This window comes from Rhizobium sp. P28RR-XV, assembly GCF_012641385.1.
Classification (GTDB): Bacteria; Pseudomonadota; Alphaproteobacteria; order Rhizobiales; family Rhizobiaceae; genus Rhizobium.
On the sequence record NZ_JABAIG010000010.1, the window covers coordinates 282,914 to 295,953 of the forward strand.

General features: G+C 61.0%; 14 protein-coding genes. 8 read left to right on the plus strand and 6 right to left on the minus strand.

What is annotated here, in order from left to right; translation table 11 throughout:
• Positions 1-164 precede the first annotated feature (164 nt).
• Positions 165-413, minus strand: a complete 249-nt coding sequence (gene rpsR, locus HGP12_RS22515; RefSeq protein WP_004122103.1) for a 30S ribosomal protein S18 — start codon at positions 411-413, stop codon at positions 165-167.
• Positions 414-425: 12 nt separating this feature from the next.
• Positions 426-872 carry a 30S ribosomal protein S6 gene (gene rpsF / locus HGP12_RS22520; protein ID WP_015339354.1) on the minus strand — a complete coding sequence of 149 codons (447 nt, stop codon included), beginning with the start codon at positions 870-872 and terminating at the stop codon, positions 426-428.
• A 391-nt stretch (positions 873-1,263) separates the two neighbouring features.
• On the opposite strand from rpsF, the gene HGP12_RS22525 reads away from it, so the two are divergent.
• Positions 1,264-2,010, plus strand: a complete 747-nt coding sequence (locus HGP12_RS22525) for a histidine phosphatase family protein (protein ID WP_168842126.1) — start codon at positions 1,264-1,266, stop codon at positions 2,008-2,010.
• A gap of 76 nt (positions 2,011-2,086) precedes the next feature.
• On the opposite strand, the gene HGP12_RS22530 is transcribed toward HGP12_RS22525, so the two are convergent.
• Positions 2,087-3,130 (minus strand): aldo/keto reductase, encoded by a 1,044-nt coding sequence (locus HGP12_RS22530; RefSeq protein WP_168842127.1) that lies wholly within the window; start codon positions 3,128-3,130, stop codon positions 2,087-2,089.
• A gap of 195 nt (positions 3,131-3,325) precedes the next feature.
• On the opposite strand from HGP12_RS22530, the gene fabD reads away from it, so the two are divergent.
• The 7 genes from fabD to gmk all read left to right on the plus strand — a co-directional run bounded on the left by fabD (position 3,326) and on the right by gmk (position 10,024).
• The gene (fabD, locus tag HGP12_RS22535) at positions 3,326-4,270 is read left to right on the plus strand and encodes an ACP S-malonyltransferase (RefSeq protein ID WP_168842128.1); all 945 of its coding nucleotides are present in this window, start codon (positions 3,326-3,328) and stop codon (positions 4,268-4,270) included.
• 24 nt (positions 4,271-4,294) lie between these two features.
• On the plus strand, positions 4,295-5,032 hold the full coding sequence (gene fabG, locus HGP12_RS22540) for a 3-oxoacyl-[acyl-carrier-protein] reductase (protein WP_168842129.1): 738 nt from the start codon (positions 4,295-4,297) through the stop codon (positions 5,030-5,032).
• A gap of 288 nt (positions 5,033-5,320) precedes the next feature.
• Entirely contained in the window at positions 5,321-5,557 is a 237-nt protein-coding gene (locus HGP12_RS22545) for an acyl carrier protein (RefSeq protein WP_004122114.1), read from the plus strand.
• Positions 5,558-5,671: 114 nt separating this feature from the next.
• Complete coding sequence (gene fabF / locus HGP12_RS22550; RefSeq protein ID WP_168842130.1) at positions 5,672-6,934, plus strand: beta-ketoacyl-ACP synthase II; 1,263 nt, start codon at positions 5,672-5,674, stop codon at positions 6,932-6,934.
• 211 nt (positions 6,935-7,145) lie between these two features.
• Entirely contained in the window at positions 7,146-8,360 is a 1,215-nt protein-coding gene (mltG, locus tag HGP12_RS22555) for an endolytic transglycosylase MltG (protein ID WP_168842131.1), read from the plus strand.
• A 110-nt stretch (positions 8,361-8,470) separates the two neighbouring features.
• A complete protein-coding gene (locus tag HGP12_RS22560) occupies positions 8,471-9,358 on the plus strand; it encodes a YicC/YloC family endoribonuclease (RefSeq protein ID WP_168842132.1) in 888 nt (295 codons plus the stop codon).
• Between the two features lie 3 nt (positions 9,359-9,361).
• A complete protein-coding gene (gene gmk, locus HGP12_RS22565; RefSeq protein ID WP_168842133.1) occupies positions 9,362-10,024 on the plus strand; it encodes a guanylate kinase in 663 nt (220 codons plus the stop codon).
• A 43-nt stretch (positions 10,025-10,067) separates the two neighbouring features.
• Here the strand turns inward: gmk and rsmA are convergent, their stop codons facing one another.
• The 3 genes from rsmA to HGP12_RS22580 are packed head-to-tail and all read right to left on the minus strand — an operon-like array spanning position 10,068 to position 12,871.
• On the minus strand, positions 10,068-10,895 hold the full coding sequence (gene rsmA, locus HGP12_RS22570; RefSeq protein WP_168842134.1) for a 16S rRNA (adenine(1518)-N(6)/adenine(1519)-N(6))-dimethyltransferase RsmA: 828 nt from the start codon (positions 10,893-10,895) through the stop codon (positions 10,068-10,070).
• On the minus strand, positions 10,895-11,920 hold the full coding sequence (gene pdxA, locus HGP12_RS22575) for a 4-hydroxythreonine-4-phosphate dehydrogenase PdxA (protein WP_168842135.1): 1,026 nt from the start codon (positions 11,918-11,920) through the stop codon (positions 10,895-10,897). The genes rsmA and pdxA overlap by 1 nt, the downstream gene beginning before the upstream one ends.
• A gap of 6 nt (positions 11,921-11,926) precedes the next feature.
• Positions 11,927-12,871, minus strand: a complete 945-nt coding sequence (locus tag HGP12_RS22580; RefSeq protein ID WP_168842136.1) for a peptidylprolyl isomerase — start codon at positions 12,869-12,871, stop codon at positions 11,927-11,929.
• Positions 12,872-13,040: the final 169 nt, after the last annotated feature.

Consider the following 13,040-nt stretch of genomic DNA (forward strand, 5'->3'; position numbering starts at 1 on the left):
TCGCTGTCCTGCTTCATGATCGAGCAGTTAGAGGATGCCTTCGCCACTCGGGCCTGAAAGCCGTCCCCAACATGGGGTTTCAAGGTTCCGATCCGCGCCCATCGCGAAAGGGAGGAGGGAAGGCATCGCTGCCTTCCCTCTAATTCATTCTGCGTCGGCCGCTATTAGGCGACGACGTAGGGCAGCAGGCCGAGGAAACGGGCGCGCTTGATCGCCTGGGCGAGTTCGCGCTGCTTCTTCTGGGAAACGGCCGTAATGCGGGAAGGAACGATCTTGCCGCGCTCGGAAATGTAGCGCTGCAGGAGACGAACGTCCTTGTAGTCGATGCGCGGCGCATTGGCACCCGAGAACGGGCAGGTCTTGCGGCGGCGATGGAACGGGCGGCGGACCGGTGCGGAGGAAACTTCAGACATTCTCAAATCTCCTTATACGCGGTCTTCGCGCGGACGGCGCGGACGGTCTTCGCGGTCACCACGATCCGGGCGCGGACCACGATCGCCGAAGCTGCGCTCCGGGCGGTCGCCATCGCGGCGCGGACGGTCGTCGCGGTCGCGCTTCTGCATCATGGCCGACGGGCCGTCTTCGTGCTTCTCGACAGCGATCGTCATGTAACGCAGGACGTCTTCGCTGATGCGCATCTGGCGTTCCATTTCCTGGATCGCGGCAGCCGGAGCATCGATGTCCATCAGGGCGTAATGAGCCTTGCGGTTCTTCTTGATGCGGTAGGTGAGGGACTTGAGGCCCCAGTTTTCGATACGCCCGACTTTACCGCCGTGAGCTTCGATAACACCCTTGTACTGTTCTACAAGGGCGTCGACCTGCTGAGCGGAAATATCCTGTCGGGCAAGGAATACATGTTCGTAAAGAGCCATGGATAGCTGTGCCTTTCTTGCGTTGGTCTGAACCCGGTATTCGGCGGCTAAGCCTCAACGACTGCTCCTGAGAGGGATAACCCCAAGCAAGAAAAGCGTTTCCGAGACGGTCGAGAGCGGAGACACGGGAGGCTGGAACGCTTCCGTTCCGACGATTCTCCCTGCGAAGAACCGGCCCTCCGTTCAGCCACCAGCCAGAAGACCGGGTTGCGAACAGGGCGGCTTATACGGATTTTTCTCCGAAAGGCAAGGGTGCGAGCGAAATTATGCCGTTTTGCCTGGGAGTGGCGTCGAAGCCCAGGTCAAATCGTGAGCTTCCGCCTGCCGCAGCGTTGCACCGGCCGTACTCTCCCATATGATGAGTGGCGAATTGCAGCAATAGGGATGGTTCATGCGCATCTTTCTCGTTCGGCACGGCGAATCCCTCGGCAATATTGACGATCGGTCCTATCGGCAGTTCGGCGATCACAATGTTCCGCTGACCGAGTGGGGATATCGCCAGGTGCTGCAGGCGGGCCAGGCGATATCAGCCTATCTGAAAGGAGTGCCGGCCGTCGAGCTGCGCAAGCTGAGCGTCTGGTATTCGCCCTTCCTGAGGACGCGACAGAGCAAGGATGCCTTGCTGGAGGTTCTGCCGGCCGATCTGATCGAGGATGCGAGGGAGGATTACCTGCTGCGTGAACAGGACTTCGGGCTCTTCACCGAAATCTACGACCGTGCCGAACAGAGGCGGAAGTTTCCCGACGAGTTCGAGAAATGGGCAAGGCTGCGCAACAACAACGGCAAGTTCTATGCGCGGCCGCCGGATGGCGAGAGCCGCGCCGATGTCGCCCAGCGCCTGCGCCTGTTCCTGCAGACCGTCATGCACGACGCCGAAAGCGGCAGAAACAATGTCATCATCGTCGGCCACGGCGTCACCAACCGGGCCTTCGAGATGAACTTCCTACATCACCCGGTCGATTGGTTCGAGCGTTCGGACAATCCGGGAAATGCCGATGTCACCTTGATCGAGGGACGGAGTTCGGAAGGCTACCGGTCGATCCTGCTGCACAAGGCAAAGGATCGGGTGAAAGGACAGGACGAGTTGCGCGAAGCCCATGGTTCCGAATTGGCGATTGCGCCGAAGACCGCGCAGTAGATGACCTGCGCGGGATGTTTCGCTCTCATATCTGGCATTCTGAGGGACTCCGCCGGCGGCGGAGCGCTTTCATGCCTCACATCGGCATCGGATACTTCCGATGCACCTGCTCGATCTCAGCGAGTGCCTCTTCCGGCAGCGTCACATAAGCGGCGGCGATATCGGTCTCAAGCTGCGGCATCGTCGTGGCGCCGATGATGACGGAAGCCATGAAGGGCTTGGTGAAGCAATAGGCAAGTGCCAGCTTCGAAGGATCGATGCCGTATTTGGCGGCGATTTCCAGATAGGCCTTTACCGGCGGTTCCTGCAGCGGCTGCAGGCGGCCGCCGATGTCGAGGTTGATCGAGCCGCGCGAGCCGGCCGGGCGGGCGCCGCCGACATATTTGCCGCTGAGGATACCGCCGGCGAGCGGCGAATAGGCGAGCAGCCCGACATCTTCGTGATGAGACAATTCGGCCAGATCGAGGTCGAAATGCCGGTAGAGCAGATTGTACTCGTTCTGCGTGGTGGCGACGCGCGGCAGGCCCTTCTGCTCGGAAATCGTCAGATATTTCTGGATGCCCCAGGTCGTTTCGTTCGACAGGCCGATGGCGCGGATTTTGCCGGCCTTTACCAACTCGCCCATCGTCGCCAAGATCTCGGTGATCTCGGCGGCCACTTTGTCGCGATCCTGGTTGAAAGGATTGTAGCGCCAGTTCTGACGGAAATGGAAATGGCCGCGGTTCGGCCAATGGACCTGATAAAGGTCGATATAGTCGGTCTTCAGCCGCTTCAGGCTGGCGTCGATCGCGGCGCGGATATTGGCCGCATCGGCGCCCTGTCCGCCGCGCAGATACTCGCGGCCAGGGCCGGCGACTTTTGTGGCGAGCACGATATCCTTGCGCTTGCCGGTCTTTTCGAACCAGGTGCCGATATACTCTTCCGTGCGGCCCTGAGTTTCCGGCCCGACCGGCGTCGTCGGATACATTTCGGCCGTGTCGAAGAAATTGATGCCCTTCTGAACAGCATAGTCCATCTGCTCGTGCGCTTCGGCTTCGCTGTTCTGCGTGCCCCAGGTCATCGTGCCCAGGCAAATCTGCGAAACGGAAATATCGGTACGGCCTAAATTCTTATATTTCATGGGAAAACCTTGGGGGATGGGAGAAAGCCAAAATGAATGAGGTCGCGAGAATTTAGGCCCGATCTGAGCGAGCGCAAGGGAAAAATCATTGCGTTTCGCAGGCGCAAAAGCCATTGGCGAAAGGGCTTGCGCTATTGACTCCGGCGCAAACAATGTCATTGGGAAGCAAAACGACCCCCAAAAGGACGCTTTATAATGACTGTTGCTTTCACATTTCCCGGCCAGGGCAGCCAGGCCGTCGGCATGGGCAAGGACCTTGCCGACAATTTCGCCGAGGCGCGCGCCGTCTTCGAGGAAGTCGATGAAGCGCTCGGTGAAAAGCTCTCCGACGTCATCTTCAACGGTCCGGAAGACAGGCTGACCCTCACGGCCAATGCGCAGCCGGCGCTGATGGCCGTGTCGCTTGCCGTCATCCGGGTGCTGCAGGCTCGCGGCTTCGACCTGAAGAGCAAGGTCGCCTATGTCGCCGGTCATTCGCTCGGCGAATATTCCGCGCTCTGTGCCGCAGGCACCTTCTCGCTTGCCGATACGGCACGCCTGCTGCGCATTCGCGGCAACGCCATGCAGGCCGCAGTCCCCGTCGGCGTCGGCGCCATGGCCGCGATCATCGGGCTCGAACATGCCGATGTCGCCGCAGTCTGTGCTGAAGCCTCCGCGCTCGGCGCTTGCCAGATCGCCAACGATAATGGCGGCGGCCAGATCGTCATTTCCGGCGAGAAAGCCCCGGTCGAGAAGGCCGCGGAGCTTGCGACCGCCAAAGGCGCCAAGCGCGCGATCCTGCTGCCGGTCTCCGCACCTTTCCATTCCGCTTTGATGACCCCGGCCGCCGAAGCGATGCGCGAGGCGCTTGCCGGCGTCGCCAAGGCCAATCCGGTCGTGCCTGTTGTCGCCAATGTCCGGGCTGCTCCGGTCACGGATGCCGAAGAGATCGCCAAGCTTCTTGTCGAGCAGGTCACCGGCCAAGTGCGTTGGCGCGAGACGGTGGAATGGTTCGCTGCCAACAATGTGACGACATTGTATGAAATTGGCGCCGGCAAGGTGCTGACGGGCCTCGCTCGTCGTATAGATAAATCGGTCAACGGCATTGCCGTCAACAATGCCGCTGATATCGACATGGCGCTCGCCGCATTGCTCGGCTGATAGATTAAGGAACGAGGGACACACATGCTTGATTTGACCGGCCGCAAGGCCCTGGTAACCGGTGCATCCGGCGGCATCGGCGAAGAAATTGCCCGGCTCCTGCACAAGCAGGGCGCGATCGTCGGCCTGCACGGCACGCGCGTCGAAAAGTTGGAGGCGCTGGCCTCCGAACTCGGCGATCGCGTCAAGATCTTCCCGGCCAACCTGTCCGAACGTGACGAAGTGAAGGCGCTCGGTGCCAAGGCGGAGGAGGAGCTCGGCGGCGTCGATATCCTCGTCAACAATGCGGGCATCACCAAGGACGGCCTGTTCGTGCGCATGAGCGACGAGGATTGGGATGCCGTGCTGGAAGTCAACCTCACCGCGGTTTTCCGTCTGACCCGCGAGCTGACCCATCCGATGATGCGCCGCCGCTATGGCCGCATCATCAACATCACCTCCGTCGTCGGCGTGACCGGCAACCCCGGACAGGCGAACTACTGCGCCTCCAAGGCCGGCATGATCGGCTTCACCAAGTCGCTTGCGCAGGAAATCGCGAGCCGCAACGTCACGGTCAACTGCGTCGCCCCCGGCTTCATCGAAAGCGCGATGACGGGCAAGCTGAACGACAAGCAGAAGGAAGCCATCATGGGCGCCATTCCCATGAGACGCATGGGCACGGGTGAGGAAGTCGCCTCGGCCGTCGCCTATCTTGCCTCCTCTGAAGCCAGCTACGTCACGGGCCAGACGATCCACGTCAACGGTGGCATGGCGATGATCTAAACGGAATTGCTCGTTGAAGGGAACTTTCCCTCCAATAGCATGTTGAGCAACCCGGAGCCGGCTATTTTCTGGCTTTGCGACGGACTTAAACCGTGTTAAGCGGGCCATGACTGTGAACAGTCGTCCCGAAAATGCAGACGGACGGCGCCGCGCTCAAGGCGGCTCGACCGGATCTCAGTGCCGGGTTGAACGGGTTTGCCAGCGGCGTCAGGACAGATGCTGCAGGCTTGAATTAGGTAGGGATGTCACAGGGCATTCTGATCAGGACATAAGGTCGAGGAAACCGACATGAGCGATATCGCAGAACGCGTAAAGAAAATTGTTGTTGATCATCTTGGCGTTGACGCCGACAAGGTTGTTGAGAGCGCAAGCTTCATCGACGATCTGGGCGCGGACTCGCTCGACACGGTCGAACTGGTCATGGCCTTCGAAGAAGAATTCGGCGTTGAAATCCCCGACGACGCTGCTGACTCGATCCTGACGGTCGGCGACGCGGTAAAGTTCATTGAGAAGGCCCAGGCCTAATCTTTCGCGCTTTTTGAAGGGGCGGGCTGAAGAGTCCGCCCTATTTCGTCCAGCGCAGCCGGACGAAGCGATTTTATACGCATATCATTATAAAAAGACGGGGGTCTGCGGGCGATGAGACGTGTCGTTATCACGGGTACCGGCATGGTATCACCTTTGGGCTGTGGCACGGAGGTGTCCTGGACGCGTTTGCTCGCTGGGCAGAACGGCGCACGCCTCGTAACCGAATTCGAGGTCGAAGACCTCGCGGCAAAGATCGCATGCCGCATTCCCGTCGGTGACGGTACCGACGGCACGTTCAACGCTGACGATTGGATGGAGCCGAAGGAACAGCGCAAGGTCGACCCCTTCATCATCTATGGCATGGCCGCGGCCGACATGGCGCTGGCCGATGCGAATTGGCACCCGGCAGCGGATGAGGATCAGATCGCCACAGGCGTCATGATCGGCTCCGGCATCGGCGGCCTCGAAGGTATCGTCGAAGCCGGCTACACGCTGCGCGACAAGGGGCCGCGCCGCATCTCGCCTTTCTTCATCCCCGGCCGTCTCATCAATCTTGTTTCCGGTCAGGTCTCGATCCGCCACAAGCTGCGCGGCCCGAACCACGCCGTCGTTACCGCATGCTCGACAGGCGCCCACGCGATCGGCGATGCTGCCCGGCTGATCATGCTCGGCGATGCCGACGTGATGGTCGCTGGCGGCGCCGAAGCTCCGGTTTGCCGTATCTCACTTGCCGGCTTCGCCGCCTGCAAGGCGTTGTCGACGGATTATAATGATGCGCCGCAGAAAGCTTCCCGCCCCTATGATCGCGACCGTGACGGTTTCGTCATGGGCGAGGGCGCCGGTGTCGTCGTTCTCGAGGAGTTGGAACACGCCAAGGCACGCGGCGCCAAGATCTATGCCGAAGTTGTGGGATACGGTCTTTCCGGTGACGCTCATCACATTACAGCACCGTCCGAGGATGGCGAGGGCGCACTCCGTTGCATGACCTCGGCTCTGAAGCGCGCTGGACTGACCCCCGACGATCTCGACTACATCAATGCCCACGGCACATCGACCATGGCCGATACGATCGAACTCGGCGCGGTCGAGCGGCTGGTCGGCAATGCCGCGTCGAAGATTTCGATGTCTTCGACCAAATCGGCGACCGGTCACCTCCTGGGGGCAGCCGGCGCGATCGAAGCGATCTTCGCTACGCTTGCCATTCGCGACAATATTGCTCCGCCGACGCTTAACCTGGATAATCCGGAACGCGAGACCGCTGTCGATCTCGTTCCGCACAAGGCCCGCAAGCGCGAGATCAATGTCGCGCTGTCGAACTCCTTTGGCTTCGGCGGCACGAATGCGTCGCTTGTCCTGCGCCGCTATGAGGCATAATAACGGCGCGTAACTTCAAAGCGGGAGCATTCGCGGCGAGCCTGCGCTCCGCTCTAAATATTGCCGTGCGTCCGTAAACCGCGGATGTCTCGTGGCGATGTCTGATCGGTCGAAGTCGGGACCTGACGGGTTCCGCCTTATCTTCTGAACCTGTTTTTTGCCGCATTGCTTGGCCAAAGAGCAGGCAATCACAAAAAGGAAGGGATTGCCGGTGAGCGATACGAACCAGAGCAACGGAACTTCGAATGGGCAGAAAGGGCCGATTATCCCGAAATCGGCTAATGAAGCCCTGCGTCCGGAGCGTGTTCCGGATCCGCCGAAGCGCTCGCGCAAGGCTCGTAGCCAGATGGTTATCTTCCTGAACTTCCTGATGACGCTGGCGGTTTTTGTCGCTGTTGTCGCGGTCGGAGGTGCCTATTATGCATTTTCGACCTATCAAAGCCCCGGCCCGCTGACGACCAATACGAATTTCATCGTGCGCAATGGCGCAGGCCTCGGCGAGATCGCCAATCGCCTGGAATCCAACAACATCATCACCAATGAGCGGATTTTCCGCTGGCTGACGGCTACCTATCTGCATGATGGCGAGACCCTTCGCGCCGGTGAATATGAGATCAAGGCCGGCGCCTCCATGAAGGACATCATGGAGCTGCTGAAGTCGGGCAAATCGATCCTCTATTCGGTCACCTTGCCGGAGGGACTGACGGTGCGGCAGATGTTCAATAAGCTGCAGGCCGATGTCGTGCTGGAAGGCGATCTGCCGTCGGCGCTGCCGCCGGAAGGCAGCCTGCGGCCGGATACCTATAAGTTCACGCGCGGCACGAAGCGTGCTGAAATCATTCAGCAGATGGCGGCGGCGCAGACGAAGCTGGTCGACCAGGTCTGGGAAAAGCGTGACCCAAGCGTGCAGCTGGCAAGCAAGCAGGACTTCATCACGCTCGCCTCCATCGTGGAGAAGGAGACGGGCCTTGCCGACGAGCGCGCCCATGTCGCCTCCGTCTTCCTGAACCGCCTCGGCAAGGGCATGCGCCTGCAGTCGGATCCGACCGTCATCTACGGTTTGTTCGGCGGCGAAGGGAAGCCGGCCGATCGTCCCATCTATCAGTCCGATCTGAAGAAGGACACGCCTTACAACACCTACGTCATCAAGGGGCTGCCGCCGACGCCGATCGCAAATCCGGGCAAGGATGCGCTGGAAGCCGTCGCCAATCCCTGGAAGTCGCAGGATCTCTATTTCGTTGCCGACGGCAGCGGCGGCCATGTCTTTGCCGCCACGCTGGATGAGCACAATGCCAATGTCCGGCGCTGGCGCAAGCTCGTTGCCGAAAAGGGTGAAGACCCTAACGCCATTGCCGTGGACGGCCAGCCGGACGACGCTGCCGTCGCCCCTGGCTCGGGTACCCAGCAGAAGAAAAAGACCAACTGATCCTTGCTGCGCCGTAGCCTCGATAAGAAGCGCGGCGCGGATTCACTTTACATTGACCCATAATGCGAAGATTTTCGGCGGATTGGGGATAGGAACTATCGGAGGCTTGCATGGCATTGCAGTCCATGACCGGCTTTGCCCGGCGTGAGGGAACCAGCGGTCGCGGTCGCTGGGCATGGGAGCTGCGTTCGGTGAACGGCAAGGGGTTGGATATCCGTCTGCGCCTGCCGCCGGGCCTGGAGCGTCTGGAGGCCGATATCCGCAAATCGATCGCCGACCGGCTTTCCCGCGGCAATCTTCAGGTCAGCCTGTCACTGTCGGTCGAGGAGAGCCGCGTCGAGGTCGTTGTGAACCAGGAAGCGCTGGCGGCGGTCCTGGCGCTGCGCGATCAGCTTGCCGGCATCGTCGATCCCGCGCCGTTGCGGCTGGAGAGCCTCATGGCCGTGCGCGGTCTCGTGGAGTTCAAGGAAGCCGAGGAAGACGAAGAGGCGCTCGCCGCGCGCGATGCCGATATCATGGCGGGTCTCGAAACAGCGCTTGGCGATCTGCGTGACATGCGTCGGCAGGAAGGCGAGGCGCTTGGCAAGGTTCTGCTGGGCCAAGTCTCGACCATCGAGACGCTGACATCGACCGTCGAGCGCGATCCGTCCCGTTCGTCGCAGGAGATTGCCGCCAGACTGGCGACCCAGGTTTCCATGCTGTTGGATGGCTCCTCGGCCCTCGACCGCGACAGGCTGCATGCCGAAGCTGCTCTTCTCGCCACCAAGGCGGATCTGCGCGAGGAAGTCGATCGTCTGAAAGCGCACGTGGCCGCCGCACGCGATCTTATTTCCAAGGGTGGCCCTGTCGGCCGCAAGCTCGATTTTCTTGCACAGGAATTTAACCGTGAATCGAATACTATCTGTTCGAAGTCGAATGCAGCGGCGGTTACCGCCGCCGGCATCGAGCTGAAGGTGGTTATCGACCAGTTCCGCGAACAGGTCCAGAATTTGGAGTAGGCCATGAAGCCGGCGACATCCACATCCATTCCGATCGCCCGCAGGGGGCTGATGCTTGCCATCTCCTCGCCATCCGGCGCAGGCAAGTCGACGATCGCGCGTAACCTGCTGGAGAAAGACGGCGAAGTCAGCCTTTCTGTCAGCGTTACGACCCGACAGCGGCGGCCGAGCGAGATCGAAGGCGTGCATTATCATTTCGTCTCGCAGCGTGAGTTCGAGCGCCTTCGCGATTCCGACTCGCTGTTGGAATGGGCCGAGGTGCATGGCAATTTCTACGGCACGCCGCGCGAGCCGGTAGAGGTGGCCATGGCCGAAGGTCGCGACATGCTTTTCGATATCGACTGGCAGGGCGCCCAGCAGCTGCAGGAGAAGATGCCGGCCGATGTCGTTTCCATCTTCGTGCTGCCGCCGACCATGACCGAGCTGCAATCGCGCCTGCATCGCCGCGCCGAGGATTCCGAAGAGGTGATCGCCAGACGTCTTGCCAATTCGCGCGCCGAGATCGCCCATTGGCGCGAATATGACTATGTCATCGTCAACGACGATCTGACCCTGGCCTTCAACGCCGTCCAGTCCATCGTCAAGGCCGAGCGCCTGCGCCGCGACCGGCGGCATGGCATGTTCGATTTCGTTCGCGACCTGCTGGAAGAGACACCGACGCTCTGATCCCGATCAGAAATTCTGATCCCGATCGGAAGCTCCGATCCAATCAAAGGCAGTTTGCCAGCCGGCAGAATTCTTCCACGGAAAGCGTTTCCGCGCGGCGCTGCGGATCAATCTCCGCCTTCAGCAAAAGCGCCTCGCCGCCGATCGGCTTCAGGCTCTGGCGCAGCATCTTCCGACGCTGGCCGAAGGCGGCCTGCGTGACCTTTTCGAGTTTGCCGACGTCGCATGGGATCGGGTTTTCTCTCGGCGTCAGATGCACCACCGTGGAGGTTACCTTCGGCGGTGGCGTGAAGGCCTGTGGAGGCACGTCGAAGGCCATGCGAGCCTCCGTCCGCCAGCCGCAGAGCACGCCAAGCCGGCCATAATGGTCATCATCCTCCTGCGCAACGATCCGTTGCCCGACTTCCTTCTGGAACATCAGGGTCAGGGATTGCCAGAAGGGAGGCCAGTGTCCGGGCAGCAGCCAATTGACCAGAAGCTGCGTGCCGACATTGTAGGGCAGGTTGGCGATGATCCTGACCGGTCCTTCCGGTGCAAGGGCCGCAAAATCGGTCTTCAGCGCATCGCCCTCGATCACCTCAAGCCGGCCGGGATAGTGATCTGAGATTTCCGCCAGCGCCGGCAGGCAGCGTGCATCGCGCTCGACGGCGATGACCTTGGCCGCGCCGAGCGCCAGGATCGCCCGCGTCAGGCCGCCCGGTCCGGGACCGACTTCGAAGACGGTTACGCCTTTCAGCGATCCGGCCGTTCTGGCGACCTTCTGCGTCAGGTTGAGGTCAAGAAGAAAGTTCTGGCCGAGCGCCTTGCGCGCATCGAGGCCGTGCCGCTGGATCACATCGCGAAGGGGTGGCAAACCATCCAGTGCGGCCATCAGTGAGCGCTTCCGGTCTTGCCGCTGATTTCGCTCGCCAATCTGAGGGCCGCGACAAGGCTGTCCTCCTTGGCGATGCCCTTGCCGGCGATGCCGAATGCCGTGCCGTGGTCCGGGGACGTGCGGACGAAGGGTAAGCCGAGCGTGACATTGACGGAATCGTCGAAGCCGAGTGCCTTGGCCGGGATCAGTGCCTGATCGTGATACATGCAGATAGCGACGTCATAGCGCTGCCGGGCCTCGTCGTGGAACATCGTGTCGGCGGGCAGGGGACCGAAAGCATCGATGCCCTCGCCGCGAAGGATGTCGATCGCGGGACGGACAATCTCATCGTCCTCCTTGCCGAGCGCGCCGTTTTCGCCGGCATGCGGATTGAGGCCGGCAACCGCGAGGCGCGGCTTGGAAATGCCGAAGCGGTGGCGCAGGTCATGGTCAGTGATCCGGCAGGTCTCGACGATCAGGTCGGAGTTCAGCGCCTGCGGCACATCCTTCAGGGGAATGTGGATGGTGACGGGGATGGCGCGGAGCTTCGGACCGGCGAGCAGCATGACCGGCATGACTGGTTTTCCGGTTGCGCGCGTCGCGAGATCCGCGAGGAATTCCGTATGGCCGGAAAAGCCGAAGCCGGCGTCATAGAGCACCGATTTGGCAATCGGATTGGTGACGACAGCGGATGCCTGGCCGCTCATGCAGAGCGACACAGCCATTTCTATGGCTGTAATCGTGCCTTTGGCGGTGGCGACATGCGGTTCGCCGGCAATGACGCTCATTCCGGCCTCGATCGGCAGGACCGGCAGCGCATCCCGAAAGATGCCGCAGGCGGTCGCCGCATCGACTACCTTCAGGGGCACGGTCAAGCCGAGCTGCGCAGCGCGCGCCGCAAGAATGCCCGCGTCGCCGAGAAACAGGAAGGGGGGGAGATCGAGCTCGCCGCGGCGCAGCCAGGCGGCGAGCGTGATGTCGGGGCCTATGCCAGCCGGATCCCCCTGCGTGAGCGCAAGGGGGTGGGAGAAGCGCGGCGGCATCGTCAATCAGCGATAGACGATCTGCGCCTTGGAGCGCAGTTCATCCACGTACTTCTTGTCGTTGGCGCTGACGCCTCCGGCCTTATCCTTGCCGATATCCTCGGCGCGGAACACGGCGGCGGCGGCGACGTCATCGTTCACCTGACGCTGGGAGCAGATGGCGACATATTCGATGCCACGGTCGGTCACGATAGGGGAGGTCGTGTTGCCGGAAGCCTTCTCCAGCAGCGGCTTCCACATTTCGGGAACTTCCGGTGCGAGCACCCGGCCAAGATCCTGAACGGAGACATCGTGCATGGTTGCGGCGAAGACCTTTGCCTGGTCACAGCCGGGGAACTTGGAACGCGATGCTTCAGCCTCGGCCTTGCGCTTGTTCAGGATGGCGTTCCGCTTTGCCGTCGGCACAACGAAAACGATCTGTTTCAGGAAATATTCCGTTGTGACCGGTTTCGTCTTGTTCTCGGTCATGCGTGTTACGAGATCGTCGTTCGACATACGGCTTCTTGCGCCGAAGCGTGCGTTGACAACGCGAGGCCAGCTCATGGAAACGGCGATGTAGGATTTGAAGTGGTCGACACCGACTCCGGCCTTGTCAAGAATTTGACTGAGCTGAGCCGGCGACATCTTGTTGCTGGCAGCGAAACGTCCAAAGGCGGCGTCGACATCAGTGGTAGAAACGGACATGCGCAGGCGGGAGATTTCCGCGCGCTTCAGCGTCTCGTCGACAAGTTGTTCCTTGGCGACCTTGCCGAGGTCGCCCTTCTGGCGCTGCAGCTTGAGGAAAGCGACGCGCTTGGCAATGTCGCCGGACGTGATCACCTGACTGTTGACGAGGACTTTCACCTCGCTGGCCGCGAAAGCGACATCGCTGCTCGGCACGGTGAAACTCGCCATAACCAAAGCTGCTGCTCCGAACAGTAGAGCGCGCATCGGTGTCTTTCCAGAAAACATCAACTACCCCTTCCCAAAGGTCTTTCCTGCCGGCCTTGCGCCATATCGGTACGCCTTGGCGCAATACGGCAACTTTTGCGCCACATGTCTACATCAAGCGCGATGAATTGCAAAATCCTTGCGGCGAAACAATGACACCGCGAATAGCGGGCCGTCTCAACGCAAAAGA